This window comes from Alysiella crassa DSM 2578 (assembly GCF_000745955.1).
GTDB classification, from domain to species: domain Bacteria; phylum Pseudomonadota; class Gammaproteobacteria; order Burkholderiales; family Neisseriaceae; genus Simonsiella; species Simonsiella crassa.
In genome coordinates, this window is the sequence record NZ_JQKH01000032.1 from 1 (window position 1) to 26,775 (window position 26,775).

At 45.4% G+C, this 26,775-nt stretch carries 34 protein-coding genes; 24 read left to right on the forward strand and 10 right to left on the reverse strand.

Annotation, left to right across the window (positions count from 1 at the left end):
- Nucleotides 1-178: 178 nt before the first annotated feature.
- The 4 genes from Q338_RS06125 to Q338_RS13720 all read left to right on the forward strand — a co-directional run bounded on the left by Q338_RS06125 (nucleotide 179) and on the right by Q338_RS13720 (nucleotide 3,029).
- Complete coding sequence (locus tag Q338_RS06125; protein ID WP_034293107.1) at nucleotides 179-535, forward strand: RidA family protein; 357 nt, start codon at nucleotides 179-181, stop codon at nucleotides 533-535.
- A gap of 142 nt (nucleotides 536-677) precedes the next feature.
- On the forward strand, nucleotides 678-1,085 hold the full coding sequence (locus Q338_RS06130) for an HIT family protein (RefSeq protein ID WP_034293109.1): 408 nt from the start codon (nucleotides 678-680) through the stop codon (nucleotides 1,083-1,085).
- A 180-nt stretch (nucleotides 1,086-1,265) separates the two neighbouring features.
- Nucleotides 1,266-2,492 carry an LD-carboxypeptidase gene (locus Q338_RS06135; protein WP_034293111.1) on the forward strand — a complete coding sequence of 409 codons (1,227 nt, stop codon included), beginning with the start codon at nucleotides 1,266-1,268 and terminating at the stop codon, nucleotides 2,490-2,492.
- Between the two features lie 114 nt (nucleotides 2,493-2,606).
- The gene (locus Q338_RS13720; RefSeq protein WP_051968516.1) at nucleotides 2,607-3,029 is read left to right on the forward strand and encodes an META domain-containing protein; all 423 of its coding nucleotides are present in this window, start codon (nucleotides 2,607-2,609) and stop codon (nucleotides 3,027-3,029) included.
- Between the two features lie 55 nt (nucleotides 3,030-3,084).
- On the opposite strand, the gene rodA is transcribed toward Q338_RS13720, so the two are convergent.
- The 5 genes from rodA to Q338_RS06165 all read right to left on the reverse strand — a co-directional run bounded on the left by rodA (nucleotide 3,085) and on the right by Q338_RS06165 (nucleotide 8,829).
- Nucleotides 3,085-4,197, reverse strand: a complete 1,113-nt coding sequence (gene rodA / locus Q338_RS06145) for a rod shape-determining protein RodA (RefSeq protein ID WP_034293113.1) — start codon at nucleotides 4,195-4,197, stop codon at nucleotides 3,085-3,087.
- Entirely contained in the window at nucleotides 4,184-6,211 is a 2,028-nt protein-coding gene (mrdA, locus tag Q338_RS06150) for a penicillin-binding protein 2 (RefSeq protein WP_051968518.1), read from the reverse strand. Before mrdA ends, rodA begins: the two co-directional genes overlap by 14 nt.
- Before the next feature lie 101 nt (nucleotides 6,212-6,312).
- The gene (gene mreD / locus Q338_RS06155) at nucleotides 6,313-6,810 is read right to left on the reverse strand and encodes a rod shape-determining protein MreD (protein WP_034293116.1); all 498 of its coding nucleotides are present in this window, start codon (nucleotides 6,808-6,810) and stop codon (nucleotides 6,313-6,315) included.
- Nucleotides 6,807-7,697: a rod shape-determining protein MreC gene (gene mreC / locus Q338_RS06160; RefSeq protein WP_034293118.1), complete on the reverse strand. Its 891-nt coding sequence runs from the start codon at nucleotides 7,695-7,697 to the stop codon at nucleotides 6,807-6,809. The genes mreD and mreC overlap by 4 nt, the downstream gene beginning before the upstream one ends.
- A gap of 88 nt (nucleotides 7,698-7,785) precedes the next feature.
- Nucleotides 7,786-8,829 carry a rod shape-determining protein gene (locus Q338_RS06165; RefSeq protein ID WP_034293120.1) on the reverse strand — a complete coding sequence of 348 codons (1,044 nt, stop codon included), beginning with the start codon at nucleotides 8,827-8,829 and terminating at the stop codon, nucleotides 7,786-7,788.
- Nucleotides 8,830-9,024: 195 nt separating this feature from the next.
- On the opposite strand from Q338_RS06165, the gene gatC reads away from it, so the two are divergent.
- The 16 genes from gatC to gatB all read left to right on the forward strand — a co-directional run bounded on the left by gatC (nucleotide 9,025) and on the right by gatB (nucleotide 19,874).
- On the forward strand, nucleotides 9,025-9,315 hold the full coding sequence (gatC, locus tag Q338_RS06170) for an Asp-tRNA(Asn)/Glu-tRNA(Gln) amidotransferase subunit GatC (protein ID WP_034293122.1): 291 nt from the start codon (nucleotides 9,025-9,027) through the stop codon (nucleotides 9,313-9,315).
- A gap of 66 nt (nucleotides 9,316-9,381) precedes the next feature.
- Complete coding sequence (locus Q338_RS06175) at nucleotides 9,382-10,035, forward strand: surface-adhesin E family protein (RefSeq protein WP_034293124.1); 654 nt, start codon at nucleotides 9,382-9,384, stop codon at nucleotides 10,033-10,035.
- A gap of 102 nt (nucleotides 10,036-10,137) precedes the next feature.
- Nucleotides 10,138-10,776, forward strand: a complete 639-nt coding sequence (locus tag Q338_RS06180) for a hypothetical protein (RefSeq protein ID WP_147293701.1) — start codon at nucleotides 10,138-10,140, stop codon at nucleotides 10,774-10,776.
- Complete coding sequence (locus Q338_RS06185) at nucleotides 10,736-11,137, forward strand: hypothetical protein (protein ID WP_034293128.1); 402 nt, start codon at nucleotides 10,736-10,738, stop codon at nucleotides 11,135-11,137. Before Q338_RS06180 ends, Q338_RS06185 begins: the two co-directional genes overlap by 41 nt.
- Before the next feature lie 55 nt (nucleotides 11,138-11,192).
- The gene (locus Q338_RS15165; protein WP_244773661.1) at nucleotides 11,193-11,372 is read left to right on the forward strand and encodes a hypothetical protein; all 180 of its coding nucleotides are present in this window, start codon (nucleotides 11,193-11,195) and stop codon (nucleotides 11,370-11,372) included.
- Nucleotides 11,320-11,667 carry a DUF6636 domain-containing protein gene (locus tag Q338_RS06190; protein ID WP_244773663.1) on the forward strand — a complete coding sequence of 116 codons (348 nt, stop codon included), beginning with the start codon at nucleotides 11,320-11,322 and terminating at the stop codon, nucleotides 11,665-11,667. The genes Q338_RS15165 and Q338_RS06190 overlap by 53 nt, the downstream gene beginning before the upstream one ends.
- Before the next feature lie 28 nt (nucleotides 11,668-11,695).
- A complete protein-coding gene (locus tag Q338_RS06195; protein ID WP_034293130.1) occupies nucleotides 11,696-12,433 on the forward strand; it encodes an SH3 domain-containing protein in 738 nt (245 codons plus the stop codon).
- A gap of 28 nt (nucleotides 12,434-12,461) precedes the next feature.
- The gene (locus Q338_RS06200; RefSeq protein WP_034293132.1) at nucleotides 12,462-13,019 is read left to right on the forward strand and encodes a hypothetical protein; all 558 of its coding nucleotides are present in this window, start codon (nucleotides 12,462-12,464) and stop codon (nucleotides 13,017-13,019) included.
- Between the two features lie 121 nt (nucleotides 13,020-13,140).
- Nucleotides 13,141-13,740: a DUF1349 domain-containing protein gene (locus Q338_RS06205; protein WP_034293134.1), complete on the forward strand. Its 600-nt coding sequence runs from the start codon at nucleotides 13,141-13,143 to the stop codon at nucleotides 13,738-13,740.
- Nucleotides 13,718-14,377, forward strand: coding sequence for a DUF6714 family protein (locus Q338_RS13725; RefSeq protein ID WP_051968517.1), 660 nt, complete (start codon nucleotides 13,718-13,720; stop codon nucleotides 14,375-14,377). The genes Q338_RS06205 and Q338_RS13725 overlap by 23 nt, the downstream gene beginning before the upstream one ends.
- A 46-nt stretch (nucleotides 14,378-14,423) precedes the next feature.
- Nucleotides 14,424-15,872, forward strand: a complete 1,449-nt coding sequence (gatA, locus tag Q338_RS06215) for an Asp-tRNA(Asn)/Glu-tRNA(Gln) amidotransferase subunit GatA (protein ID WP_034293136.1) — start codon at nucleotides 14,424-14,426, stop codon at nucleotides 15,870-15,872.
- A gap of 32 nt (nucleotides 15,873-15,904) precedes the next feature.
- Nucleotides 15,905-16,738 carry a DNA adenine methylase gene (locus Q338_RS06220; protein ID WP_034293138.1) on the forward strand — a complete coding sequence of 278 codons (834 nt, stop codon included), beginning with the start codon at nucleotides 15,905-15,907 and terminating at the stop codon, nucleotides 16,736-16,738.
- A gap of 11 nt (nucleotides 16,739-16,749) precedes the next feature.
- On the forward strand, nucleotides 16,750-17,292 hold the full coding sequence (locus Q338_RS06225; RefSeq protein WP_034293141.1) for a hypothetical protein: 543 nt from the start codon (nucleotides 16,750-16,752) through the stop codon (nucleotides 17,290-17,292).
- A gap of 43 nt (nucleotides 17,293-17,335) precedes the next feature.
- Nucleotides 17,336-17,731: a hypothetical protein gene (locus Q338_RS06230; protein WP_034293143.1), complete on the forward strand. Its 396-nt coding sequence runs from the start codon at nucleotides 17,336-17,338 to the stop codon at nucleotides 17,729-17,731.
- Nucleotides 17,732-17,752: 21 nt separating this feature from the next.
- On the forward strand, nucleotides 17,753-18,370 hold the full coding sequence (locus tag Q338_RS06235) for a hypothetical protein (protein WP_034293145.1): 618 nt from the start codon (nucleotides 17,753-17,755) through the stop codon (nucleotides 18,368-18,370).
- 70 nt (nucleotides 18,371-18,440) lie between these two features.
- The gene (gene gatB / locus Q338_RS06240; RefSeq protein ID WP_034293147.1) at nucleotides 18,441-19,874 is read left to right on the forward strand and encodes an Asp-tRNA(Asn)/Glu-tRNA(Gln) amidotransferase subunit GatB; all 1,434 of its coding nucleotides are present in this window, start codon (nucleotides 18,441-18,443) and stop codon (nucleotides 19,872-19,874) included.
- Nucleotides 19,875-19,924: 50 nt separating this feature from the next.
- On the opposite strand, the gene iscX is transcribed toward gatB, so the two are convergent.
- Entirely contained in the window at nucleotides 19,925-20,119 is a 195-nt protein-coding gene (iscX, locus tag Q338_RS06245; RefSeq protein ID WP_034293149.1) for a Fe-S cluster assembly protein IscX, read from the reverse strand.
- 99 nt (nucleotides 20,120-20,218) lie between these two features.
- On the opposite strand from iscX, the gene metZ reads away from it, so the two are divergent.
- The 3 genes from metZ to Q338_RS06260 are packed head-to-tail and all read left to right on the forward strand — an operon-like array spanning nucleotide 20,219 to nucleotide 22,213.
- Entirely contained in the window at nucleotides 20,219-21,391 is a 1,173-nt protein-coding gene (gene metZ, locus Q338_RS06250; protein ID WP_034293152.1) for an O-succinylhomoserine sulfhydrylase, read from the forward strand.
- 37 nt (nucleotides 21,392-21,428) lie between these two features.
- Nucleotides 21,429-21,626, forward strand: a complete 198-nt coding sequence (locus Q338_RS06255; protein WP_034293154.1) for a DUF2788 domain-containing protein — start codon at nucleotides 21,429-21,431, stop codon at nucleotides 21,624-21,626.
- Between the two features lie 35 nt (nucleotides 21,627-21,661).
- Nucleotides 21,662-22,213, forward strand: coding sequence for an RNA pyrophosphohydrolase (locus tag Q338_RS06260; RefSeq protein ID WP_034293155.1), 552 nt, complete (start codon nucleotides 21,662-21,664; stop codon nucleotides 22,211-22,213).
- Nucleotides 22,214-22,278: 65 nt separating this feature from the next.
- Here the strand turns inward: Q338_RS06260 and Q338_RS06265 are convergent, their stop codons facing one another.
- The 4 genes from Q338_RS06265 to Q338_RS06280 all read right to left on the reverse strand — a co-directional run bounded on the left by Q338_RS06265 (nucleotide 22,279) and on the right by Q338_RS06280 (nucleotide 26,312).
- Entirely contained in the window at nucleotides 22,279-23,433 is a 1,155-nt protein-coding gene (locus tag Q338_RS06265) for a DUF1624 domain-containing protein (protein ID WP_034293156.1), read from the reverse strand.
- A gap of 13 nt (nucleotides 23,434-23,446) precedes the next feature.
- Entirely contained in the window at nucleotides 23,447-24,334 is an 888-nt protein-coding gene (locus Q338_RS06270; RefSeq protein ID WP_034293157.1) for a DUF4198 domain-containing protein, read from the reverse strand.
- Between the two features lie 176 nt (nucleotides 24,335-24,510).
- Nucleotides 24,511-25,704, reverse strand: a complete 1,194-nt coding sequence (locus Q338_RS06275; protein ID WP_034293159.1) for an NRAMP family divalent metal transporter — start codon at nucleotides 25,702-25,704, stop codon at nucleotides 24,511-24,513.
- 128 nt (nucleotides 25,705-25,832) lie between these two features.
- Nucleotides 25,833-26,312 carry a hypothetical protein gene (locus Q338_RS06280; RefSeq protein ID WP_034293161.1) on the reverse strand — a complete coding sequence of 160 codons (480 nt, stop codon included), beginning with the start codon at nucleotides 26,310-26,312 and terminating at the stop codon, nucleotides 25,833-25,835.
- A gap of 212 nt (nucleotides 26,313-26,524) precedes the next feature.
- On the opposite strand from Q338_RS06280, the gene Q338_RS06285 reads away from it, so the two are divergent.
- On the forward strand, nucleotides 26,525-26,775 hold a 251-nt coding region (locus Q338_RS06285; protein ID WP_034293163.1), incomplete at its 3' end, for a transposase family protein.

Sequence of the window (26,775 nt, forward strand, 5' to 3'; positions counted from 1 at the left end):
TTCAGTACACGACAAAATTCATCTAGGGTGCGTATTACGCACCGAAATTTCAATGATTTGAATGATTTGGTGCGTGGTATATACCCTACATTTTGGGTGTTTGTAAAAATTGTCGTGTACTGAAAGACAGCCTGAACAAGATAATTTTATTAACCAAATAATTTTGGAGCTTAACAATATGAATAATATTCAACGTTTTGGCAGCAATCATCGCTTATCGGAAGCGGTTACGGCGAATGGTTTTGTGTTTTTGGCGGGCATGGTGCCAGAAGACATCACGGGCGATGCGGCGGCGCAAACCGCCGATGTGTTGCGTCAAATTGATGCGTGGTTGGCGCGTTGCCATTCTGATAAATCGCATATTTTGGAAGCCACGATTTATCTTACCGATATGAACGATTATTCCGCCATGAACAGCGCGTGGGACGCGTGGGTGGACAAAGAAAATCCGCCCGCTCGCGCCTGCGTACAAGCGATTTTGGCAGACCCCAAATGGCGCGTAGAGATTAAAGTATCGGCATTGCAAATTCAATAATTTAGCTAGCCTGAAATTTTTATCCCAGCAAAATTGCTTATTTTTGCGAACCATGCGTTCCGTAAAAATAGGCAATTTTCCCTTTCAGGCAGCCTGAAACGCGTTAAAATCGCCTTTGCTTGATTTTAAGGATTTGGTAAACATGACTTGCCCCATTTGCGCCGCAACTGGCGAAGATATTGTTTTGGAAAATGAAAATTTGCGCGTGATTACCGTACACGATGAGCCAAAAGCCCCAGCGTTTTGCCGCGTGATTTGGCGCGAACATGTGGCGGAAATGACCGATTTGTCGCCCGAACAACGCAATGAGTTGATGAATATGGTGTACCGCGTAGAAGCCGCCATGCGCCAAGTATTACGTCCGCGCAAAATGAATTTGGCGAGTTTGGGCAATGTCGTGCCGCATTTGCATTGGCATGTGATTGCGCGATTTGACGATGACGCGTGTTTTCCTGCGCCGATTTGGGCAAATGCGGTGCGTAGCGCAGATTTCAGGCTGCCTGAAGATTGGGTAAATCAAGTTCGGGCGATTTTATTGTCTGGTTTATGATTTTCAGGTTGCCTTACAGTGTTTTCGTAGGTCGGGCATTGATGCCCGACATGATGACCGTATATTGTGTCGGGCATCAATGCCCGACCTACAAATTGTCGTGTACTGTCAGGCAGCCTGAAAACCAGTTTACAATTAAAAAATAATTATTTTATTAAATTAATCAAAAGGATAATCTATATGACTGCATTTTTATCACGCCGCCGTTTGTTGCAAAGTTCTTTGATTGCCGCAGGCAGCGGCGTATTGGCAGCGTGTGGCGCACCACAAGCCCCCACGCCCACACCCACCAAAAAACCCAACACAGGAAGCCGTCCCACCGTGAACCCAAATATTGCCAATCCCACGCAAAGCCAACCCATCGTTCGCCATGTACAAGCCAGTAGCCAAAACACCATGCGCCTGTTTGCATCATCTGGTTTTGCCGAAGACCCATCGCGCATTCAAACGGGTTTGGACAGATTATTTGGCGCAGGTTTTTCCATTACCAATCATCAATCTGCCTATCGCCGTTTTCAGCGTTTTGCAGGCAGCGATGCCGACCGCACCAATGATTTTTTGGAAATGCTCAATGGTCGTGCGCCTACACCCAAAGTGTTGATGGGGGTGCGTGGCGGCTACGGCGCGGCGCGGATTTTGCCAAATATTGATTGGGCGAGTTTGGCGGCGAAAATGCGTGAATCGGGAACTTTATTGTTTGGTTTTAGCGATGTAACGGCGATTCAAATGGCATTGTTGGCGCAGGGGAATATGCCTAGTTTCGCGGGTCCGATGTTGTACAGCGAATTTGCCAAACCCGTACCCGATAGTTATACGATGGACAGTTTTATTGAAAACAGTACGAAAAATCAAACGACTGTATTTGTATCCGAATTTCAAAGCATGCCTGTTCGCAATATGGACGGGGTGTTGTGGGGCGGCAATTTGAGCGTGATTGCTTCGTTGGCGGGTACGCCGTATATGCCGAAAGTGAATGGCGGGATTTTGTTTTTGGAAGACGTGTCGGAGCAGCCGTATCGCATTGAACGTATGTTGAATACGCTGCTGTTGTCGGGCGTGTTGAAGCAGCAACAAGCGATTGTGTTGGGCAATTTCCGCATGGGCAATATCCGCGATACTTACGACAGCAGCTATAATTTGACGGCGGTGGCGCAAAATATTTCGCGTGCGGCGCGTATTCCTGTGTACACAGGTTTTCCGTTTGGGCATATCGCGCAGAAAACCACCTTCCCATTGGGCGCACAAGCGAGTTTGCGTAGCACGGGCGGCGGCTATTCCATCACGTTTAGCGGCTATCCGACTTTGAATGCCAATGCTTTGAATTTGGCGGCGTTGAAACCGATTCAGCAATTTGATTTTATTGGCAATTCGGATATTAATTTTAATAATTTAGACAGTGAATTTTAATTTCAGGCTGCCTTTAATGTCGGGGGTGTATGACGCACCGAATGATTGAAAGGCAGCCTGAAAAACCAATATGGACGGACATCATTAATTGAAACAACAAGATAGGAAAGTATCATGAAATATATTTCTCTTTTAACTTCTGCCGCATTACTCGCTGCGTGTCAAACGCCAGCCACGCCATCGGCGCAGTCAAATTCGGCGAATGTGAGCGTTTCGCCGTCTGCCGCGCAACGCGTTTGGCAATTGGAAAATGCGCCCAATACCTATATGGATTGGACAAAATTACCACAAGCCAATGCGAATATGGGCTGTAATAATCTGAATTTTAAAGTGGAATTGCAAGATTCAGGCAGCCTGAAAGTGGGCGGCGTGATGGCAACGCGTATGCACTGCGGCGATAAAATGGCGCAAGAAACCGCGTTTACACGCAATATTACCGAGATGACGCGTTATCGCGTGGAAAATAATCGTGTGTTGATTTTGGAAAATGCAGCAGGGCAGAGCATGCGTTTTGTGCCGAAAGAAATCACGCAATAATTCATAAAAAAACAATTCAGACAGCCTGAAAACCATTTTCAGGCTGTCTGAATCTTTATTGCCGTCTGGTTTGATACGAAATGCCCATCAATAAAGCCAAAATGGTCATAATAGACAAAGTTGCCGTGCCGCCATAACTCACCAATGGCAAGGGTACACCCACCACAGGCAAAATACCGCTCACCATGCCCATATTCACAAACGCGTAACAGAAAAACGTCATCGTCAGCGCACCCGCCAATGTGCGACTATACAGCGTCTGCGCCATAGAAGCGATGTACAAACCCCGCATTAAAATCAGCAAATACAAAAACACCAACAGCAGATTACCAATCAAACCAAATTCTTCGCCATACACAGCAAAAATAAAATCGGTTGTGGATTCAGGAATATAGTCCAAATGCGTTTGCGTGCCGTTCAGCCAACCCTTGCCCCACACGCCGCCCGAACCAATGGCAATCATGGATTGGATAATGTGATAACCTGCGCCTAACGGGTCTTTGGTGGGGTCTAGCAGCGTGAGTACGCGCGTTTTCTGATAATCGTGCATGCCGTACGACCAAATCACAGGCAGCGAAATCACAAATAAAACCATAGAACCCAACAAGGCTTTCCACGGCAAACCCGCAAAAAACACGACAAATAAACCCGAAGCCATAATCAGTGTTGCCGTACCCAAATCAGGCTGCTTTAAAATCAACGCGCCTGGAATCAGGATAATTCCAACCGCACCCACATAGTGATACCAGCGCAAATTCATTTCATAGCGTTGGAAAAACCATGCTACCATCATCGGTAGGGCGATTTTCATGATTTCCGATGGTTGCAAACGCGCAAAACCCAAATTCAGCCAACGCGTTGAACCGTTTACCGTAATCCCAAAAAATTCCACCCCCAATAACAGCAATATGCCCAATAAATACGCAGGTGGCGCAAAATTACTCAAAGTTTGCGGGCGAATACGCGCCAAAGTCAGCAGTAGGGCAAAACCAAAAATGGTGTGCAAGGTTTTACTTTCCAGTCGCCCAATGTCGCGCCCGTCTGCCGAGTACAACAAAAACATACTCATCACATACACCGCCATCATCGTGGCAAACAGCCAACCGTCCATTGGCTCCCACAAAAATTGACGGCATTTTGCCCATAAACTGTCATTATTGTTTTTCATTATTTTGTTCGCCTTGTGTGTTTTCAGGCTGCCTGCGTTGTTTGGCTAATTTGGAGTAGGGCGAATTGGCGGCGTCCTGTTTTGCTGCACCGCTTTGCAGCAATGGATTGGCAACCTTGTTACCGCCTTTCACTTCATCGTCCAAACGGTTAGGCAACACGCGTAACAGATAATAATCGCTTAAAGCTCGTGCCAACGGTGCGGCTTTCGCCCCCCAACCTGCGTTTTCCAAAATCACGGCAATGGCAATTTTGGGTTTCTCCATAGGTGCAAACGCGATGAACCATGCGTGGTCGCGGTGTTCTACGCGCAAAGCGTATTTATTATACGTTTTGCCTTGTGCAATTTGCACCACTTGTGCGGTGCCAGTTTTACCGCCCATACTGTAGCGTAAGCCGCCTGCAATATTACGCGCCGTGCCACCTGTAATCACACTACCCATGGCGCGTTTTAAATAATCAAAATTGCTTTGTTTAAAGGGCAATTCGCGTTCTGGTTTGGGGTCTAGCACGGTAATGGTTTGTTTTTCGTGGTCTAATAGTTCTTTAACTAAATGGGGGCGATACACTGTGCCATTGTTTGCCAAAATGGCTGTAGCGTGTGCCATTTGTAGCGGTGTATAAGTATTGTAACCTTGCCCAATGCTCACAGGCACCATTTCGCCCGCATTCCAACGGCGGCGATTTTCAGGCAGCTTGGCAAAACGCTTGGCTTTCCATTCGGGGCTGGGCAATACGCCACGATATTCGTTGGGCAAATCAATATCGGTTTTTTGCCCAAAACCAAATTCTTGTAAATAAGGGTGGGCTTTTTCAATCCCCATGTTGTAGCCCAATTTATAGAAAAACGTGTCCGATGAAACCCGAATCGCCTTACTCAAATTCGCCGTACCATGACCACTACGCACCGAATCGCGGAACAAGTGTTTGGTACCAGGGATACTCCACGCCCCAGGTGCGCCTATCCACGATTCCTTGCCAATTGTGCCACTTTCCAGCAAAGCCATGCCCATAAATGGCTTAAACGTAGAACCAGGGGGATACAAACCTTGCGTTACACGGTTAATCAAAGGGCGTTGCCAATCCGTGTTTAAGCGTTTCCATGTTTCGCTGTCAATCCCGTCAATAAATACATTCGGGTCAAAACCCGGTTTGGAGACAAAAGCGAGAATGCCACCTGTTTGCGGGTCAATGGCGACCATTGCCCCCCGTCTGCCCGCCATCAGCCTGTCCGCTTCTTGCTGTAAACGAATGTCCATCGCCAAACGCAAAGTTTGCCCTGTTTTAGGCGGTTCAGATTTGATGACACGGATAATATTGCCTGCCGCGTCTTTTTCCACTTCTTGATAACCAGGGGAACCATGCAATTGGTCTTCGTAAAATGATTCCAAACCTGTTTTGCCGATGTGGGTGGTGCTGCGGTATTTGGTGGCGCGGTTGCTTTCTTGCAATTTGCTTTGGTCGCTGTCGCTAATGCGCCCAATATAGCCCAAAAAGTGCGCCGTTAATGCGCCATACGGATATTCACGGAACGTCCGCGCATTGATTTCCACGCCTTGAAAACGGTGCAATTGTGCCGCCAAACGCGATGCTTCATCGGGCGTTAAACGCAATTTCAAGGGCATTTTTTCGTAGGAACGGTATTCGGCGCGAAATTTATTGAAACGAATTAAATCGGTTTCGCTGATGTCCACATATTGACGTAAAGCATTGATGGTATGCTCAATTTTCCCTTCCAATTGGCTGGGTATGAGTTCCAAAGAATAAGCAGGATAATTGTGCGCCAACACCACGCCATTCGCGTCCACAATTTCGCCGCGAATGGGTGGTGTGGGAATCAGCGTAATGCGGTTGGTGGTGGCTTTGACGATGTACTCATCGCGGTTCAGCACTTGCAAATACACAAATCGCGCAATCAACACCAAAAACAGCACAACAATAAAGACAAATGCCGCCAACAAGCGGCGGTTAAAATCCAATTGCAAAATCTGCACAGTGCGATGACTGTCCAACATCTCGCGTGGGGCTTTCCAAGTTTCTTTCATATTTTCAGCCAAATGAATATTCAGGCAGCCTGAATATTCAGGCAGCCTGAAAAACTAAACTGCTTATTTACTTAACGAAAACGCTGCGAATGAATGACGCTCGTCAATAATTTATTAATCATTAACCACAATACTGCTCCCAATACAGGTGCAGCCAACACCGACCAGTCAGGCAATTTATTCACACCCAGCCAACCCACCATTATCAATACCACTTCAGCCAAACTCACAGCAAGAAACACAAGTACTGCCTGAAAACCATAATTTTGCATACCAAATTGGCGATGATTGATGATAATTGGATACGCCGCCAGCAAATAAGCCAAAGCATGACTGCCCAATAGCCCATTTGTGCCGATGTCCACTAGCAAACCTGCTACAAATGCCATGCCTAAATTGATGTATTGCGGACAAGTCGCCAGCCAATAAATCAAAATCAACAGCGTGATGTCGGGCAACCAATGCAGGCTGCCTGAAACAGGAACAAAGTCCACCATCAATGCCAACACAAAACTGATGAAAATCAATTTTTTGGGAATGCGAATATAAAAATCTTTTAATTGGCTCATGGTGCGGAAGAAGCAGAAGAATTAGGAACAACCACATCAGACGCAATGCCTACCGCCTGTTCTTTTTGTGGCAAAACAAGTACATATTTACTAGCATGCAATGCCGCGCTGGGTTGAAGCACCACTTTGTAATATGGCGTACCCGCATTGCGACTGGTTTGCATCACACGCGCCACAGGAATTCCCACAGGATACACACTGTCCAAACCCGAAGTCAGCAAAACATCATCGGGTTGCAAATCCGCATCGGTCGGAAAATAGCGCAAAGACAAAGTGCCACCACCGCCATACACCAAAGTACGCACCCCAGTGCGTTCCACCATCACAGGAATCACAATATGATTATCCGTAATCAGGCTAATTTTAGAACTTAAATGTTGTGATTCAGTAATTTGTCCCATCAGACCATTTTCATCAACCACTGCATCGCCCGTTACCACACCAGCTTGGCTGCCCTTATTGATAATCAAATGGTCGGAAGCCAAAGGGTCTTCGCCCGATGATACCACTTCGGCGGTGGTGGAACTGTTCAAACCCAATTCTTGCAATTGCGCCAAAGTTTTCAATTCGGATAATTCGCGAGATTGCAATGAAATTTGACGCGCTTCCATTTTCAAACGTGCGTTTTCAGAAGTTAATCTTTTGTTTTCATTTAATAAATAATCTTGCGCTTGAAACAAACTGTTGATGTATTCATACAATCGCACAGGTTTATTAGACACCCATTGCATCGGATACAACACTAGGGCGGCATATTTTTTGCCTTTGCTCACGCCCGAGTAGTGATTATCCAACACCAGCAACAAAACGGACAATACCGCCAACACAATCAATTTGTTGGCGGGGGTCAAAAACGTGCGGCGTGGAAAAGAAAAATGGTTGGACATAATCGTGAAAATGCCGTTTCAGGCTGCCTGAACGTATTGTTGCATCTATTCATCAGGCTGTCTGAAACGGTGTTAATTCGTTGAAAAATTAAGGGTTACTGATAAAAATGGAATTTAATTTGCCAATCAAATCCAATGCCATGCCAGAGCCGCGCACCACACAAGTGAGTGGGTCATCGGCGATGGTAACAGGCAAACCTGTTTCTTCTGCCAATAAGCGGTCAAAGCCTTTGAGCAATGCGCCACCGCCTGTGAGTACCAAACCTCGTTCGGCGATGTCTGCGCCCAATTCGGGTGGGGTTTGCTCCAGCGTGCTGCGTACAGATTGGACAATTTGCGAAATGGGGTCGGCGAGTGCTTCCAACACTTCGTTAGATGTGATGGTGAATGAGCGTGGTACGCCTTCGGCAAGATTGCGCCCTTTTACTTCCATTTCGCTGATTTCCATACCAGGGAAAGCCGAACCAATTTGTTTTTTAATTTCTTCGGCGGTGGATTCACCCACCAACATGCCGTAGTTGCGGCGCACATAGTTCACAATGGCTTCGTCAAAAGCATCGCCACCCACGCGCACAGATTGGGAATACACCACACCCGACAGGGAAATAATGCCCACTTCAGTCGTGCCGCCACCAATGTCCACCACCATAGAACCTGTTGGCTCGTCAATCGGTAAACCTGCGCCAATAGCAGCCGCCATTGGTTCTTCAATCAGCAAAACTTCTGACGCGCCTGCGGCTTCGGCAGAATCACGAATGGCGCGGCGTTCCACTTGGGTTGAGCCGCAGGGGACGCAAATCACAATGCGTGGCGAAGCCGCCCAGCTATTGCGGTTTACTTTGCGGATAAATTCTTTGAGCATACGCTCGGTTACGCGCAAATCGGCAATCACGCCATCTTTCATGGGGCGAATGGCTTGAATCGTACCCGGGGTGCGTCCCAGCATTTTTTTTGCGTCTTTACCAACTGCTAGGGTGATGTGTTTACCACTACCAGTAGGATCCAACTGCATGGCAACAACCGATGGCTCGTCTAATACAATGCCTTTATTTTTTACATAAATTAGGGTATTGGCTGTGCCAAGGTCAATTGCCAAGTCGTTGGAAAAGTATTTGGTAAGGAAGCTAAACATACAGTATCCAAAAAATTATTCAGATTAATCAATTGTTAAAATAGGGAAATCTATTTACAGGCAGCCTTAAAATTCGCGCTGCCTAAAGATTTCGTTTTCAGTTATAATTTTGCGCTTGACGGGTGTCTGCGTAAACTAACTTGCAATGATACCCTATTTGCTGATTTTACCAAACTAAAATTTTAAGGAATGATGATGTCTTTAACGCTGAATGATGTTGAAAAAATCGCTAAATTGTCGCGATTAAGCCTAGATGATGGGGAAAAGTCTGCCACATTGGAAAAATTAAATGCGGTGTTTGCTTTGGTTGAAAAAATGCAAGCGGTGAATACAGATGGGGTAGAACCGATGTCGCACCCGCATGAAGTGGCGTTGCGTTTGCGTGATGATGTGGTAACGGAAACCGATCATGCGGCAGATTATCAAGCGGTGGCACCTGATGTGCGTGAGCGTTTGTATATTGTGCCGCAAGTAATTGAAGAATAAGTTTAAATAATTAGGCTGCATGGTTTTTCAGGCAGCCTGAAAAACCTGGAACAAAGGATAGTTGCAATGAAAAAATATCTTCCTATGGGTGCTGTGCTACTGGTGTTGAACGCGTGTTCGCCCGAAGCACCGCGTCATGTCCAGCCTACGGCTTCTGATGTGGCGGCGGCGAGTGAAGTCGCGGCTTCGGAAGTGGCGCAGGCAGCGAGTCATTTGGCGGCTTCGCCTGTGAATGTGTCGGCTTCTCCTGCGGTGGTGGCTTCGGCTGTGAATGCGGCTTCGGGCGTGGTTCAGGCTGCCAGTGCAGCCAGTACGCCAGCCGCGACAGACGACAGCAAATTGCATAAAACGAAAAAAGTCCCCATCGGTGGTAGCGAAGAATTTGGCAATACGACTTTTTATTTCCCCGCCAGCATTAAAAAAGAAGGCAAATTGTTTTATGTGATGACGGAAAACCGTTTTGCCCGCGTGCAAAAATTACCCGAAAGCGGCAAACCGTTTTTGTACAGCTTAATCAGGGAAGCGGTGGACTGTGAATTGAAATTAACCGACCCTGTGGCGGTAACGCATTTTTCGGAAAAAGACGAAGTGGTGGAAAAACACACTTTCCCGTATCCCGATTACAAAAGTTGGTCGGAATTAGAATTGCAGTCTTTGGCAGATGAGCACCCCGACCGTGCGTTTATTGACGCGGTTTGCCAAAATGGTAAGAAGAAATAAGTTTCAGGCTGCCTGAAAATTTATCCACAAATCATTATTTTATCAACACAAACTCTGGCGACTGGATGATTCAGACTGCCTGAAAAATCAAGGAATTTTGTTATGAACACACGTTTATGTCTCATCATGGCTTGTTTGCTGCTGTCGGCGTGTCAGACGCAGCGCGAAAAATTCACGTCTATTTGGTCGCCAGCCGAAGTGGTGGAAGAGGCGGCGGCGCACCCCACCAGTTACGATGATAATATGCTGGATAATCCGCTTGGGCAAAATCATGAACCTGCGATTTCACGCGACCCCAATAAATTGCTCACGCTGACCGATGTGTCGGGCAACCGCGAATATTTGCTGCTGGACAGCATTGCACAAGAGCGTGGCATTTTGACGGCATTGATTGAATTTCGCTATGTGCGCCCGCAAACTTTGCCGTCTAATGGCATGACTTACCATTACAATCAATGGCGTGAACAAATTGATTGTAAAAACAAAGTTCGCATTTTACGCACCACCACGCATTACAATATGGCGGGCGAAATTGTGGACACGATTAACTACCCATTGCCCAAATACAAACCTGCGGAATTAGCCGCCTTGTCGCAACCCAATGATAAGGCGATTCAGGAAGTGTGCGAGCGTTCAGGCGCGGCGGGTTTGGCGGTGGGCGATGCGACTGTGGCAGCCACCACTGATGGCAAACCTGTGAATGAGCCTGCAGGCAAAAACAAAAAAAAACAAAGCAGATAAAGCAGATAAAACCACCCAAAACACGAAAAAAGACAGCAAAAAAGCCGATGATAAAGTGAAAGTAGAAGAAAAAATTGACTTTATCAACAAAGACAAAGTGGACAATGCGGGCAAACCCGACCCTGTAACAGGCAAACTGGTTGAGCCACCCAAAGCAGATGAACAACCTGCCGACAAACCTGTTGAAGAAAAAGGCAAAAAATCCAAAAAATCCAAAAAATCCAAGAAAACCAAAGATAAACCTGTTGAAAAAACATTAGAACCAGCCAAAGAAATCCCAGCCGAAAAACCTGCCACACCTGCGGATAATTCAGAAAGTCCCGCAAACGAAACGGGGGAAATTGAATTGAAACCAATTTAATGGTAATGGGTTCAGGCTGCCTGACCATATTAGGCAGCCTGAAAAAGGAATCATCATGATGAAATATGCTGCCTTTTTGCTGTTTTTGTGGAATGTGAATGCGATTGCAGGTTCCAGTTCCATAGATTTAACAGGCAATTATCAATTATCGCCAAGTATTTACCACGCCAAGTGGCAATATTTTGTGCGGTGGCGATTCGTTCAAGCGTCCGCAAGCCAAAATCTATCGCCATGATGTGTATTGTTTTGTTTATCAAAACAAAGCCATGCCACAATCGTGCAAACGCAATCCGTCTGGCGACGTGGGCATGAATTTCACGCTCAAGCAGCGCGGCAAAGCGCAAATGTCGTGCGCCCATTTTGAATTTGCCCCCGACAATATCGGCGAAAGCGAAACGCGTACGCTGAAATACGGCGAAACGGTGCGCGGCAAAGGTTGGTGGTGCAAAAGCGAAACCACAGGTTTGCGTTGTCAAAATGATTCGGGGCGTGGTTTTTTCATCAATCGCAGCCGTTATGAATTGTTTTGAATTTCAGGCAGCCTGAAAGGTTAAAATTATGAAAAAATGGTGTTTTTCAATCATGATGATGATGGCATTGTCCGCGCAAGCCCAATTTGTTGAAATCCACGACACAGACGGCTACACCAATCTCCGCACCGAAGCCAACACGCAAAGCCGCATTATCACGCGCATTCACAATGGGCGTTTTGCCTATATTATGTCAGACGATGCCGCACCGCACACGCCACCGAAAAACTGGCTTTTTGTGCGCTACCATGATGACAAAAACCAGCTCCAAGACGGCTGGTTGCACCAATCACGCGTGCGCCAATTGAGTGGCAAGGAGACAGACCATACAAAAAGTGTGCGCGGTTTTGCTTGCACCCATTCCGATGTGCAACTGTATGTGGAAATGGGCAAATTTGATTATACAACCAATAAAAAACACTTTGGCGGCAAGAATTTAAACAAGCAATATCCCATCTTATACACTTACAAAGGCAAAACCATGTACGGCACAGACGGTAGCATTCCGAGAACCGCCTACACTGCGATGACTTTGGTGCAAAATGGTCGCCGCCACGTCATCGCCCCAGCCGCCTTTGAACACCTGTTCAATCCTTATTTTGAAGACATGGACAAAGGCATAGACCACATTTGCCAGTACGACAGCAAGCGCAAACGCCTGTATTTACAGGCTTGGAACAGCGATGGCGCAGGAAGTTACACGGTATTGTTTGTGTTTGAAAACGACAAAGTGCGCGAAGTCTTGCCGATGGACATCACATTTTGAATTTCAGGCAGCCTGAAAGGTTAAAATCATGAAAAAACAATTGATTTTATTGGCAACATTATTCTTGGCAAACACGGTTTACGCGCAAAATTGCCACGATAAAAATCCCGAAAAACACACCTTTCCCAACGGCATCAGCGTTACCAGCCACACTTGCGTAAATGCCAACGGCGATTATTTGACCAGTAAACTGGTTTGGCAACGCAAAAACCGCCCCACATTCAGCCACACTTTTAACGCTTCGGACTATGTGGAGTGGACGCACAAACAAATTAACCCACATTTGGTTTTGGTGGATTATTATGCGGAACGCGGCGGCGCATTGATTTTGGTAAACTGGCAGCCTGAAAAACCGCAGTTTTACCGCTTGGATTACACGGGACACGAAGAAAGTGGCTTGTGCGCACGTCAAGTGAAAACGGAAATTCACATTCAGCGTTGCGCGTTTCGGCAAAACTTTGGGCGCGATGTGTTGAAATTGCAAGCCCACGCAAAGGGTTGGCGCGTGTTAAATCCGCAAGTTTTGCCCCGATTTACGGATTGGGATAAATTGCCTGAATTTCCCAAATCTTTGTATCCGAAATGAATTTCAGGCAGCCTGAAAGGTGAAAATCATGAAAAATTGCGCCACAAATTGCCCATTCATTAAGTAAAATAACGGTTTCAGGCAGCCTGCAACCCCATTTCCCCAAAAAACGAGCAAAACCATGAATTTTGAACAATGGCAATGGACAAATCCACCCCAATATTTTGAAATAAAAGAAAATAAAATCACAATCCAAACCCAAGCCCACACCGATTTATGGCAACGCACCTACTACCATTTTCAGAATGACAACGCCCCCATGTTCCAAATGGCGACCGATGAAAGCCATTTCAGTTTTGTGGTCAAAACCGATTTTTCTGAAAGCAAACAACGCTTTGACCAATGCGGCATAGTCGTGTATTTGGACAGCGAAAATTGGCTCAAAGCATCGGTGGAATACGAAAATGCCGACTTCCAACATTTGGGCAGCGTGGTAACCAATCACGGCTATTCCGACTGGGCGACTTGCGAAATGCCTACCAATTGCCGCAGAGTTTGGTATCGTTTAAGCCGCCGCGCACAGGATTTCCGCATAGAATATTCCTTGGACGGTACCCGCTTTCATCAAATGCGGATTGCCCATTTACACGCTGCCACAGGCAAAATTCAATTTGGCATTTACGCCTGTTCGCCTGAAAATTCATCGTTTTGCGCGGTGTTCAGCAAAATGGCGTTGCAAGAATGTCAATGGTTGGCGCATGACGGACAGCCGCCCGATTGAGTGGGGATTTTTCAGGCAGCCTGAAAAATATTTTCAGTATGAAAAACAAGAAAAAAGTATGAGAAACAAGAAAAAACAAGCCATACGACAAAATCGCATTGATAGCATTATGCAAATCGTGCGTCATCATGCTCAAATTTGGGATACTGAACGCGAAATTTTGGCACACAAAATCATTGATGCGTTTTACGATACCCAGTTAGGTAATGGCATTGGTTTTTATGAAGCCAATGCACATGATGATTATTCACCCGATTGGCAAATGTGGCGCAGCAAAGATGAACGCATTTATTGGGAAAAAATATTGGCAATGGTGAATCAAAATTGTCCCTATCCGCAGCAATTTCACCCCATGTCAGCGTTTACTTTTATGGATAATTTGGGCAGACATTTTGCGCTACCCTGTTATTTATTATGGGAATTGCAAGGTCGTGATTATTTTACCTGTTATCATTTGGCAAGTGCTTATTCCACAAATGATTTGCCTTTAAACAAAACACAACAAATTGTTTTATTTGAATTTGTACAATTTATGTCTCATTTGTATCAACAGAATGCAGATGACGTGAATTTGGCTGAATGGGATAAAGTGCATGCCCATTTATCCAAGCAATTTATGTATTTTCAGGCAGCCTGAAACTTTTTTTAATTATTTTTCAATATTTTATTAACGAGAAAAAACCATGCCCACTTACACCTTAAAACAAGCCAGCGACTTATTGCAAAGCAAAAAAATCTCCGCCACCGAATTGGCAAACGAATATTTGAACGCGATTGACGCGCAAAATGCCGCCATCAACGCCTACATCACGTTAGACAAAGACAAGACGCTTGCCGAAGCCGCCGCCGCAGACGCGCGTTTGGCACAAGGCAATGCCCACCCACTCACAGGCTTACCCATTGCTTTTAAAGACATTTTTTGTCAAACAGGCTGGCGCACCGCTTGTGCGTCCAAAATGCTGGACAATTTCATCGCGCCCTACACCGCCACAGTCGTGCAAAACGTGTTGAACGATGGCATGGTAACGCTCGGTCGCGTGAACATGGACGAATTTGCCATGGGCTCCACCAACGAAAGCTCATTTTATGGTGCAACGCACAATCCCTTTAATGTTCAACACGTTGCAGGTGGCTCATCGGGCGGTTCGGCGGCGGCGGTGGCAGCGCGTTTGGCACCAGCCGCGTTCGGCTCGGACACGGGCGGTTCAATCCGCCAACCTGCGTCCCATTGCGGTATCACGGGCTTGAAACCGACTTATGGCGTGGTGTCTCGCTTTGGCATGATTGCCTATGCGTCCAGCTTTGACCAAGCGGGACCAATGGCACAAACCGCCGAAGATTGCGCGATTTTGCTCAACAGCATGGCAGGTTTTGACGAACGCGATTCCACCAGCTTGGAACGCGAAAAAGAAGACTACACACGCGATTTAAATCAATCACTTAAAGGCTTGAAAATCGGTTTACCCAAAGAATATTTCACACCCAACAACAGCGCGGACGTTCAGGCAGCCTTAAATAATGCGATTGAATTATTGAAACAACAAGGTGCTGAATTTTTGGACATTTCTTTACCACAAACCGAATTGTCCATTCCAGCGTATTATGTGTTGGCGTCTGCCGAAGCCAGCACCAATTTGTCGCGCTACGATGGCGTGCGCTACGGTCATCGCGCCAGCCAATTCAAAGACTTGGAAGAAATGTACGGCAACAGCCGTGCCGAAGGTTTTGGCAGCGAAGTGAAACGCCGCATTATGATTGGTACTTACGTTTTGTCGCACGGCTATTATGACGCTTACTATTTGAAAGCACAGAAATTGCGCCGTTTGGTGGCAAACGATTTTCAGGCAGCTTTTGAAAAATGCGATGTGATTCTCGCCCCCAATGCACCCACCGCCGCACCCAAATTGGGCGAATTAAACAGCGACCCTGTTCAAGCCTATTTGTCTGATATTTATACGATTGCGGTGAATTTGGCAGGTTTGCCTGCGTTGAGTTTGCCAGCAGGTTTCAGCGCAACAGGCTTGCCCATTGGCGTGCAACTGATTGGCAATTATTTCCGCGAAAGCCAAATTTTGGGCGTGGCACACCAAATGCAGTTGAACAGCGATTGGCACACCAAAACCCCAGCGTAATCAATAAAATGTGTTTTTCAGGCAGCCTGAAAATGAGTAAACCTTTTTTAAAATGGGCGGGCGGTAAACACAAACTCGCCCCCATTATTCAAGCGCAACTGCCACAAGCACGGCGTTTGGTAGAGCCATTTGTGGGTTCGGCGGCGATATCGTTGGCATTGGAATTTGATGAATATCTGCTCAATGACAGCAATCCTGATTTAATTCATTTGTATCAAACATTAAAACAGGAAAAACAAGGTTTTATTGATTACGCACAATCGTTTTTTACACCCGAAAACAATCAAGAAACGCGCTTTTATGACTTGCGTGAACGTTTCAATCACAGCGATGATGTGGCGGAAAAATCCGCTTTATTTGTGTATTTAAATCGCCATGCTTTCAATGGCTTATGCCGCTACAACAGCAAAGGTTGGTTTAATGTACCATTTGGGCGTTACAAATCGCCGTATTTTCCAGCCGATGAAATGCGCGATTTTGTGGCAAAATCCGATCGTATGATGTTGATGTGTGGCGATTTTCAGGCTGCCTTTGACTTGATTGAGCATGATGACGCGGTTTATTGCGATCCGCCTTATGTGCCTTTGAATGAGACGGCTTCATTTACCACTTATTCGCAAGGTGGATTTGCTTGGCAGGATCAATTGCGTTTATTGCAATGTGTTGAAAAATCAGCAAAAAAATGTCGTGGCATTGTGTTATCCAATCACGATACACCACAAACGCGCGAATTGTATCGCCATGCCCAATTCATTGAAAACATTGAAGTTCAACGCAATATTGCCGCAAAAGGCAGCAGTCGGCAGAAAGTAGGCGAATTATTGGTGCGTTGGCATGATGTGGATTTTTGTTTACAGGCAGCCTGAAAGGGAAAATCATGATTAAAGGAGGCATGGGTGGCAGCCACACGCAAACGGGTTTGCAATTTGAGCAACGCACAGATATTAAACAATTATTTGAACAAATAAACGGTTACGAACTCAAACCATCTGAACAGCAAACAGGCTACGAAGTTTGGTTTCAAAATAAATTATTGGCATATTGTTTCAAAAAGCGTGAATTGTATCGTTTTTTGGAACAAGAACCTTATAATGTTGATTGGCGCGAATATTTGTCCAAGCGTTTAGAGCCTGATAATGCGTTGTTTGTGGTGGTACGCGATACTTTATTCATCATTGAAATCAAATTTCAGCAAGTGGCAGGTTCGGTTGATGAAAAATTGCAAACTTGCGATTTCAAACGCAAACAATACACCAAATTGGTTCATCGTTTGGGTTGGCGTGTGGAATATGTTTATGTGTTAAATGATTGGTTTAAAAAGCCTGAATACCGTGATACTTTGGATTACATTCATTCGGTAAATTGTCATTATTTGTTTAATGAGATACCGTTGAAATGGTTGGGTTTACCGCATGAATAACGATTTTCAGGCAGCCTGAAACAATCTCTACGAAAGCAAAATAATGCAAGAAGAACAACAAGGGTGTTTGGAATTTATTGGATGTGCTTTTGCAATGTTCACTTTGTGGGGCTTACATTTGTATATTTTTATCATCTATGCCTTGCAATCAGAGGAACGTGCCGAAATATTGGAAGGACATCCTGACTGTATACAATTTTTGTTTACGATGGAGACAGAAAGTATATTATTTAAAATCCTGTTTTTAATCAGTTTTGTTGTTGCGACAACAATTTGTTGGTTAGGGAAAGCAATTTACAAAAAATACACTGCCACACTCATTGGCACAATCATGGCAATGGTCATGAACTGGGCTTTGTTTTTTATTGTAACGCAGCCCAATTTCAATCCAGCTTGTCCGCCTTTGGGTAAAATTGATGGGATTTTTCAGGCAGCCTGAACAGTTAGAAATTTTATTATTATGAAAAATTATAATTTTACTAAAACAGTAATAACTTTATTGTCTTTATTTCCCTTGGTTTCACAGGCAGAAGTTTGTTTGAACGCTACTTGTCGTGATTTAATACAGAAACGAGAAGCCATGTTTTTATCTCATTCAAATCAGCACCAAAAACGGCTCAATCAATTAAGTAATATGAAAATTGATGAGATTGGAGATAATCAAGTTATTGAAGTTTATGATATTTTATCCAAAAGCCAAGAGCGTGCTATTCAAGCCTCTGCCGTTAAACTGTTGTCTCATTGGCAAAATGAATTGGCAGGTGCGCCCATTATTACACCTACACGCGCCACTGAGTTTAAAACCAAACAAAACCATCGTTTCCAACTGTTTGCATTGGATACATTTACAGTGAAAGATAGGGGGACTTTTGTATCAGGCATGGTTTTTCAAGGCAGTATTAAAGTGGGTGATAAACTGATATTACAAAAGGCTGATGGTACAGATTTAGTAACACGTTGTTTAAGTTTAGAAACAATTAATCTGCCAGAAGTTCAAGCGGGTGCATTTATCGTGATGCAGTTGGAAAATTTGACTGAACAAGATATTCAACAAGGCGATGCTTTAATCATCATTTGATTTTTCAGGCAGCCTGAAAACAAAATTTTTCAAATAATTTAAATCTTTAAATCAACAAGAAAGACAAAAAATGACTTGGGAAACCGTAATCGGACTGGAAATCCACGTCCAACTCAACACTAAATCCAAAATTTTCAGTGGCGCAAGCACCGCTTTTGGTGCAGAACCCAATGCCCACGCCAGCGTGGTGGAATGCGCTTTACCAGGCGCGTTGCCCGTGATGAACCGCGAAGTCGTTGAAAAAGCGATTAAATTGGGTTTGGCACTCAACGCGCAAATCAACCGCAAAAACGTGTTTGACCGCAAAAACTATTTTTATCCTGATTTGCCAAAGGGTTATCAAATCAGCCAGCTTGCCTTGCCGATTGTGGAACACGGTAAATTGGACATTGTGGTGGGCGATGAAGTCAAAACGATTAACGTAACCCGCGCCCACATGGAAGAAGACGCAGGCAAATCCGTCCACGAAGGCTTGAATGGCACAACAGGCATTGATTTGAACCGCGCTGGCACACCGCTTTTGGAAGTGGTGTCCGAACCCGAATTGCGCTCGGCAGCCGAGGCGGTCGCCTACGCCAAAGCCTTGCACGGCTTGGTAACGTGGTTGGACATTTGCGATGGCAATATGGCGGAAGGCTCGTTCCGCGTGGATGCGAATGTGTCGGTGCGCCCCAAAGGTCAAGCGGAATTTGGTACACGCCGTGAAATCAAGAACTTAAACTCATTCCGCTTTTTGGAACAAGCCATCAGCTACGAAGTGCAAGCGCAAATTGAAATTTTGGAAGATGGCGGCAAAGTGCAACAAGCCACCATGTTGTTTGACCCTGAAAAAGGCGAAACGCGCGTGATGCGCCTGAAAGAAGACGCGCACGATTACCGCTATTTCCCCGACCCCGATTTGTTGCCCATCATCATTTCGGACGCGCAAATGGACAAAGCCAAATCTCAAATGCCTGAATTACCAAAAGAAATGGCAGCGCGTTTTGTGGCAGATTTTGGCGTGAGCGAATACGATGCGCGTTTGCTGACCAGCTCGCGCGTTCAGGCTGCCTTTTTTGAAACGGCTGCCACGCAATCCAACGGCAACGGCAAATTGGTGGCAAACTGGATAAATGGCGATTTGGCATCTCGCTTGAACAAAGAAGGCATTGATTTGCAAGACAATCCGATTACGGCAAACCGTTTGGCGGATTTGGTGAAAAAAATTGCCGATGGCACATTGAGCAGCAAATTGGCAAAAACCGCGTTTGAAAAAATGTGGGAAGAACCCGATGCCAGCATTGAGCAAATCATTGAAAAACACGGTTTGCAGCAAATGACGGACACAGGCGCGATTGAGGCGATTGTGGACGAAGTTATCTCCAACAATGCCAAAGCGGTGGAGCAATTCAAGTCGGGCAATGAGAAGGCGTTGAACGCGATTGTCGGTCAAGTGATGAAAGCCTCCAAAGGCAAGGCAAATCCAACTGCGGTGCAGGATTTGGTTAAACAAAAATTGGTGTAATTAAAATCATCAGGCAGCCTGAAAAATGTTTTCAGGCTGCCTGATGTGTTTTATTCCGCTTCGGCAATCCACGCCATTTGCACGGCTTCCAAAATTTTCTCGCCGCTCCGATTCGGGTCATCGTCAAAATCGGGCAACGCCAAAATCAGTTCACGCAATTGTGTGAAACGAATGGTTTTGGGGTCAATATCGGGGTGATTGTCGTATAATTCTTCGGCAATGCGCTGGCTGTCAGTCCATTTCATGATGAAATTCCAAATGAATGAAAAATCAGATTATACATTGAAAGGCAGCCTGAAAAAGCGCAAAATCTCTCTTTTTTATTCACATTCGGGAAAACAAAAATGACTCATCAACTCCACCCACAAACGCTCGCCATTCGTGGCAGCAAAGAACAAACCGCTTACAATGAACACCATCAAGCCTTGTTTTTAACCAGCAGTTTTATGTTTGACAACGCGGCAGATGGTGCGGCTTTATTTGCCAAACAAAAACAAGGTTATACCTATTCGCGCACAGCCAATCCGACCGTTGCCGCTTTTCAAACGCGCATTGCCCAGCTAGAACGGGCGCAAGCGGGCATTGCCACCGCCACAGGCATGGCGGCGATTCAGGCTGCCTTGCTGACTTTTTTGAGTGCGGGCGACCATTTGATTAGCAGCCGCAGTTTGTTTGGCACGACTGCGGGTTTTATCACGGGGCATTTAATGCGTTTTGGCATTCAGGTAACTTTTGTTTCGCAAACCGATGTTTCTGAATGGGAAAAAGCGATTCAGCCGAACACCAAAATGCTGTTTTTGGAAACGCCGTCCAATCCTTTGGGCGAAGTAGCGGATTTGGAAGCATTGGCAAAATTATCGCATAAAAACAATGCTTTGTTGGCGGTGGACAATTGTTTTTGCTCGTCTGCGGTGCAACAGCCTTTGAAATTTGGCGCGGATTTGTCCATTCAGTCCGCCACTAAAGCGATTGATGGGCAAGGGCGTGTATTGGGTGGCATTGTGTGTGGCAATGTGGATTTGGTTCAACAAATGGCTTTATATGTCAATAGTATGGGCATTTCTTTGTCGCCATTTAATGCGTGGGTATTGTTGAGTGGGACGGAAACCATGATGTTGCGTGTGCGTGAACAAAATGAATCTGCGCTCAAAATCGCGCAATATCTGCAAAAACACGCGAAAATTAAACAAGTTTACTATTCAGGGCTACCTGAAAATCCGCAGGCTGACCTAGTTCAAAAACAGCAAAGTGGTGGCGGTGCGGTGTTGGCATTTGAAGTGTATGGCGGACAAGCGGAAGCGTGGAAAGTGATTGATAGTGTGCAAATTTTCTCCAAAACGGCGAATTTTGGCGATGTGCGCTCCACCATTACCCACCCCTACACCACCACGCACGGCAGAATGTCGCCCGAAGATAAAGCCGCAAGCGGAATTGGCGAGGGTTTGATTCGCGTGGCGATTGGTTTGGAATATGTTGATGATTTGATTTGGGATTTGGAACAGGCTTTGGCGGCTTGATTGTCCAGTTTTGATAATGAAAATAAGGAAATAAAAAATGTCTGAAGAAGAATTTGCGGCGATTGCGCTGAAAGTGTGTTTGACTATTTTGGTGATTTTTCTGGGTTTTATTATTTATAATTTGGGCAAGGAATCCAAAGCGGGCAAATTTGGCACGGCGATTTTGTTTTTGGTGTTGGGTTTGGGGATTGCAGGCTTTTTGTTTAAAAATGTATTGATGAAGCTAATGATGTAAAATAGCGACAATTTATTTTTTACGGAAAGCACACCATGCACAGGGATTCCGCATTGGACAGGGAAGGCTATCGCCCGAATGTCGGCATTATCCTATTAAATCAGGACAATCAAGTATTTTGGGGCAAGCGTGTGAAAGAACACGCGTGGCAATTTCCGCAGGGCGGCATGAAGCCCAGCGAAAGCCCCGAAACCGCCATGTTTCGTGAACTATTTGAAGAAACAGGACTTTTGCCGCAACACGTCAAAATTTTGGGGCGCACACGCGATTGGTTGCGCTACGATGTGCCACACCATTGGGTACGGCGTGAGTGGCGCGGCGCATATCGTGGGCAAAAGCAAATTTGGTTTGCGCTGCGTATGGTGGGGCAGGATAACGATATTTTTCTCCGTACCACGCAGCAGCCTGAATTTGACGCTTGGCGGTGGGTGGATTATTGGTATCCGATTGATGAAGTTGTTGATTTTAAACGAAATGTTTATGAGCGAGCTTTGTCGGAATTGTCGCGTTTTGTGGGTGAATTGGAAAGCATGGGGGAATATTTGGGGCGCATGTTGGAAGAGCGTAAAAAAAGTGCCACTCAATAAAAAAATCATTCAGGCAGCCTGAAAATATCTTCAGGCTGCCTGAATTGTATTTTTAACTCATTGAATTAAAAATATTTCAAAATAGCAATGTGTTTATGCGAATGCTTGAATTGCGAGAATTTTTTGATAATGGGGTACAACACCACCACCAAAATCGCCGTTACCACCCACAGGGTAAACACGCTGTCCACGCCGAAATAATCGCCCTTATTTTTGCCAAACATGGCAACTAAAATCAGGTAAATCACTTTCAAAACATAGAGATGCAGCACATAGAAAAACATCGGCACAGAACCATAGGTCGTCAAAAATGTTATCCATGATTTATGCTGATTTTTTTCCAAAAACATCAACAAAAACAAGCCCAAAGACAGCGTTAGCAAAATAAACATCAGCGATGGCGGATATTTGGTGATGTTTACAAAACTCATGAAGGTTTGCAAACCTGTTTCCATTTGTTGCCATGGTTTGTCGCCGTACACATTGATGGCGCGAATCACAAAAAAGCTGATTAATCCACCACTTGCCAATTTCAACAGCAGGCTGCGGCGAATTTCAGGCAGCGTGTCGCGGGTAAACCAACGCCCCATCAGCCAGCCAAATGTGATTATCCCTATCCATGGTAACACGGGGTAGGAAGTACGCATTTTAAATGTGTCGGTAATCACAATCCAACTGCGGTCGTGTAAGATAAACCATATATATTTAAATGGGTTATCTGATTGTGAAAAGTCTATGCTGTCCAATAAATTATGCCCAAAAATAATCGCGGCGGACAAAATCCACAACACTTTGCGCGGCAAACCAATCAGCAAAGACAGCGCAATCATGCTCAAACCAATCGCCCAAATCACTTGTAAAAACACTTTTTCGGGCAATAATTGTCCTGTCCACGCAAAATTAATGACGGTAACTTCCAGTAAAACCAAGAAAAAACCGCGTTTGAGCAGGAATTTGCGCGTATCTGCCAAATCTTGCGCTTTTTGGTGATACAAATAGGCGGATAAACCCGTCAAAAACACAAACACGGGCGCACACAAATGCGCCAAAATGCGACTGAAAAATAGGGCAGGTTCAACCGTTGCCACGTTCACAGGGTCGCCCACTTGCATGTGCAAGTAAATGGTTTCGCGCACATGGTCTAACATCATGATAATAATCACTAAACCACGCAATGCGTCAATGGCAAGCAGTCGCTGTGTTAAAACTTTATCATTCATTTTTCAGGCTGCCTTAATGTTTGTGGTCGTGGTGGTGATGGTCATGATGGTGGTCATGATGGTGGTCGTGTTTTTGTGCGGCTGGGGCAGGGGCGGCGCGTTGTGTGCCAATCGTCATCATATAGGTGGCGTAGAGCGCGTGGTGTTGGCAGACAGATTTGTCTTCAAAATCAGCCTTATGCTGCACGCGGATTTTCCATTCACCCTCCAATAGGGGAATGAAATTGGTGCGACCTTCTGAATCCGTTTTGCCCGAATAGGCTTGAATTTCGCGGTGGGCAATTTTGCCATCGGGGTCTTGGGCAAGGTAAGTATCAGAAGTGGCGGTAACGGTTGCGCCCGCCAAAGGTTTGCCTTGATACCACACTTGTAGGGGCAGCACACCGCCAATTTTCACTTCATGCGGATTGGCAAGCGGCACAATTTCCAATAATTGCCCAACTGGCACAGTGGCGGTGATTTCATCGTATTCATTGCCAACCACCAGCAGGCGTTTGGCAAACATTTGGTTTTGTTCACAATGGCTTGCGTCTGGAATATGGCTTAAATTTTTATCTTGAAACCATTTGCCATTCGCGTCTTTCAGCCAAAAAGTGGGCTTGTAGGTTGCTAAAATGTGATAAGTTCCTGATTTAATTTTATTTGTGCTGCTGTATTGGTAATTGTCGCCTGTTAATTTCAGGGGAACGAGTTTGCCCTTGCTGTCCAATAATTCCAATGGTTTGAAGATTTTAGCGCGCGCTTCTGGAATGGAACCGCCCGCAGGAAAATTGTCGCCATAGGCTAAATCGGCGCGTAAAATTTGGTTGGCGGGCTGGGTGTTGGGCGCGGCGACCCATAAATCATGGGCGTGGGCGAGACTGCTTAAGCATAAAATACTGCTGATTAAGATTTTTTTCATGTTTTTGCTCCAAAAAAAGTGGGTGTTATATTATAACGATGTGGATTATAATGATTTTCAGGCTGCCTGAAAATATAATAATGAAATAATGGATAAGTTTGTGGTGGAAAAAGCGTTGGCAATAAAAAGGCAGCCTGAAAACCACCAAATAGGTTTTCAGGCTGCCTGAATTGAATTTAGCCAAACAACTTCGGAATATTCTGAATCATCACATGCACGCTCAACACCGCCATAGATACCGCCACAATCGTGCCAAACACCGTCAGCCAAACAGGGTGTTTGTAATCGCCCACAATTTTGCTTTTGTGTGCCGCCAGCAAAATCAAACCCAAAGCAATCGGCAAAATAAAGCCATTCAATGTACCCACAAAAATCAACACTTTTGCAGGTTTGCCAATCGTTGCCAACACAGCCGTTGAAATCACAATAAATGCGATAATCCAAGCGTTTTTATTGCGTTCAATACTGGGGCTGAATCCCGAAATGAACGACACCGAAGTGTATGCCGCACCAATCACCGAAGTAATGGATGCTGCCCAAATCACCACGCCAAAAATCATCAAACCCCAAGTGCCAGCAATGTGCTGAAACGGTGTGGCAGCAGGATTGGTTTTGTCCAAAGCCACACCTTGCGACACCACGCCCAACACCGCCAAAAACAGCACCACACGCATCACAGACACAACCAAAATTGCCGTAACCGAACTGCGGCTGACTTCGGGCAGCGCGTCTTTGCCCTTAATGCCTGCGTCCAACAAACGGTGTGCGCCCGCAAACGTGATGTAACCGCCCACCGTGCCGCCCACCAGCGTAACAATCGCCACCGCGTCCAACTGTTCAGGCACAAACGTCCGCGCCACCGCCTCGCCCATAGGCGGATTGGCTTGAAATGCCACATACACCGTCAGCGCAATCATCACAAAACCCATGATTTGCGCGAATTTATCCATGACCTTGCCTGCCTCGCGGAACAAGAAAATGCCAATCGCAATCGCGCCCGAAATAATCGCGCCCGTTTCAGGCGTAATGCCCATCAGCAGATTCAAGCCCATGCCTGCACCGCCCACATTGCCGATGTTGAACGCCAAGCCGCCCATCACAATCAGCAAAGCCAAAAAATAGCCAGCGTAGGGGAACACTTCATTGGCGATGTCTTGGGCGCGTTTTTCCGACACCGCGATAATGCGCCAAATGTTCAACTGTGCGCCAATATCCAGCAAAATGGACAGCAAAATCACAAAACCAAAACTTGCCGCCAATTTTTGCGTGAAAGTGGCGGTTTGGGTTAAGAAACCCGGCCCGATGGCGGAAGTTGCCATCAAAAATGCCGCGCCCAACAGCGCGTTTCTGCGTGAGGATTGTTGGGGCATGATTTATCCTCCTGATAAGTGATTAAAAATAAAAAATCTTTTTGGCTGCGCCCATGTCGCTAACGCGCCATATTAAAACTTCGCTCGTCCTGTTTCTGCTTAAAAAATGGTTTCAGGCTGCCTGAAAATCAATTTTCCATGTGTAAATACATTAGCAACAATGCCACGCCAATGATTAACGGCACCACCAGAAAAATGGTTTTCTTTGAAATGGCGGGCAATAATTGCACATGGGGTTGAAATACAATGCGTTTTTTAGCTTGGTAACGCAAAAAACTGGGTAGCAATAACATGATGACGGTATAGGTAATCAAAATTAACATGTCAATTCTTTTGCTGATTTGTGCTTGATTTATCCACATGACACACATCCAATAGCCGCTTATCCATGCCGCAATAAATGCCCAAATTCGGAAAACTTGTTGCCAGTTAATTGGTATTTTAACATATTGATAGCGAGTGCCTTCTTTGTGCAAAATGCGTGCGCTGTATAAAGGGATAACTGGGATAAATGCCAATATTATCCAATAAGTTGAGGTGTATGAACCATCACTTTGATAATCACATTCACCGTAAAATGTTGTACCAAAACCATTGATTGATGACATGTTTTTCCTTTCCTTGATTAAAATGTTTTCTGAATTTTTCAGGCTGCCTTGTATATTTAAAGCTCCGATAGGGGCTAATTGTAACAGTATCTTTCAGTACACGACAATTTTTTGAAATAACCACAAACCTGTCCCTTCCCCCGTCTCCAACGGCAGACCTGCCAAGTTCTTTTGGTGTAAAATGATAAAGTTAAACTAACGGTAATTTGACCATGCAAACTTTGGAAACCTACTTTTCAGAAATTGAAGACAAAAGACGCAGCGAAGGTAAACGTTACGCGCAAGCTAAATTATTAACAGCCATTGTGATTGCGATAATGGGTGGTGCAAAAAGCTTTCGTGATATAGACCGCTTTTTGAGTAACAATATTGACGATTTAAAACAATATCTTGCTTGGGAACGCGATGCGACACCGAGTCATGAAAAAATCCGAACCTTTATTGGCAGTTTGGATTTTGAGCA

Coding starts and splice junctions, on each gene's coding strand:
- gatC (WP_034293122.1), top strand. CDS start 9,025: ATGTCTTTAACGCTGAATGATGTTGAAAAAATCGCTAAATTGTCGCGA.
- Q338_RS06275 (WP_034293159.1), bottom strand. CDS start 25,704: ATGCCCCAACAATCCTCACGCAGAAACGCGCTGTTGGGCGCGGCATTT.
- Q338_RS06130 (WP_034293109.1), top strand. CDS start 678: ATGACTTGCCCCATTTGCGCCGCAACTGGCGAAGATATTGTTTTGGAA.
- Q338_RS06175 (WP_034293124.1), top strand. CDS start 9,382: ATGAAAAAATATCTTCCTATGGGTGCTGTGCTACTGGTGTTGAACGCG.
- Q338_RS06225 (WP_034293141.1), top strand. CDS start 16,750: ATGATTAAAGGAGGCATGGGTGGCAGCCACACGCAAACGGGTTTGCAA.
- Q338_RS06235 (WP_034293145.1), top strand. CDS start 17,753: ATGAAAAATTATAATTTTACTAAAACAGTAATAACTTTATTGTCTTTA.
- Q338_RS06205 (WP_034293134.1), top strand. CDS start 13,141: ATGAATTTTGAACAATGGCAATGGACAAATCCACCCCAATATTTTGAA.
- Q338_RS13725 (WP_051968517.1), top strand. CDS start 13,718: ATGACGGACAGCCGCCCGATTGAGTGGGGATTTTTCAGGCAGCCTGAA.
- mreC (WP_034293118.1), bottom strand. CDS start 7,697: ATGTCCAACCATTTTTCTTTTCCACGCCGCACGTTTTTGACCCCCGCC.
- gatA (WP_034293136.1), top strand. CDS start 14,424: ATGCCCACTTACACCTTAAAACAAGCCAGCGACTTATTGCAAAGCAAA.
- Q338_RS06230 (WP_034293143.1), top strand. CDS start 17,336: ATGCAAGAAGAACAACAAGGGTGTTTGGAATTTATTGGATGTGCTTTT.
- Q338_RS06135 (WP_034293111.1), top strand. CDS start 1,266: ATGACTGCATTTTTATCACGCCGCCGTTTGTTGCAAAGTTCTTTGATT.
- Q338_RS06280 (WP_034293161.1), bottom strand. CDS start 26,312: ATGTCATCAATCAATGGTTTTGGTACAACATTTTACGGTGAATGTGAT.
- Q338_RS06260 (WP_034293155.1), top strand. CDS start 21,662: ATGCACAGGGATTCCGCATTGGACAGGGAAGGCTATCGCCCGAATGTC.
- Q338_RS06255 (WP_034293154.1), top strand. CDS start 21,429: ATGTCTGAAGAAGAATTTGCGGCGATTGCGCTGAAAGTGTGTTTGACT.
- Q338_RS06220 (WP_034293138.1), top strand. CDS start 15,905: ATGAGTAAACCTTTTTTAAAATGGGCGGGCGGTAAACACAAACTCGCC.
- mrdA (WP_051968518.1), bottom strand. CDS start 6,211: ATGTTGGACAGTCATCGCACTGTGCAGATTTTGCAATTGGATTTTAAC.
- metZ (WP_034293152.1), top strand. CDS start 20,219: ATGACTCATCAACTCCACCCACAAACGCTCGCCATTCGTGGCAGCAAA.
- Q338_RS13720 (WP_051968516.1), top strand. CDS start 2,607: ATGAAATATATTTCTCTTTTAACTTCTGCCGCATTACTCGCTGCGTGT.
- Q338_RS06265 (WP_034293156.1), bottom strand. CDS start 23,433: ATGAATGATAAAGTTTTAACACAGCGACTGCTTGCCATTGACGCATTG.
- rodA (WP_034293113.1), bottom strand. CDS start 4,197: ATGAAAAACAATAATGACAGTTTATGGGCAAAATGCCGTCAATTTTTG.
- Q338_RS06185 (WP_034293128.1), top strand. CDS start 10,736: ATGAGCCTGCAGGCAAAAACAAAAAAAAACAAAGCAGATAAAGCAGAT.
- mreD (WP_034293116.1), bottom strand. CDS start 6,810: ATGAGCCAATTAAAAGATTTTTATATTCGCATTCCCAAAAAATTGATT.
- Q338_RS15165 (WP_244773661.1), top strand. CDS start 11,193: ATGATGAAATATGCTGCCTTTTTGCTGTTTTTGTGGAATGTGAATGCG.
- Q338_RS06165 (WP_034293120.1), bottom strand. CDS start 8,829: ATGTTTAGCTTCCTTACCAAATACTTTTCCAACGACTTGGCAATTGAC.
- Q338_RS06125 (WP_034293107.1), top strand. CDS start 179: ATGAATAATATTCAACGTTTTGGCAGCAATCATCGCTTATCGGAAGCG.
- Q338_RS06200 (WP_034293132.1), top strand. CDS start 12,462: ATGAAAAAACAATTGATTTTATTGGCAACATTATTCTTGGCAAACACG.
- gatB (WP_034293147.1), top strand. CDS start 18,441: ATGACTTGGGAAACCGTAATCGGACTGGAAATCCACGTCCAACTCAAC.
- Q338_RS06270 (WP_034293157.1), bottom strand. CDS start 24,334: ATGAAAAAAATCTTAATCAGCAGTATTTTATGCTTAAGCAGTCTCGCC.
- iscX (WP_034293149.1), bottom strand. CDS start 20,119: ATGAAATGGACTGACAGCCAGCGCATTGCCGAAGAATTATACGACAAT.
- Q338_RS06195 (WP_034293130.1), top strand. CDS start 11,696: ATGAAAAAATGGTGTTTTTCAATCATGATGATGATGGCATTGTCCGCG.
- Q338_RS06180 (WP_147293701.1), top strand. CDS start 10,138: ATGAACACACGTTTATGTCTCATCATGGCTTGTTTGCTGCTGTCGGCG.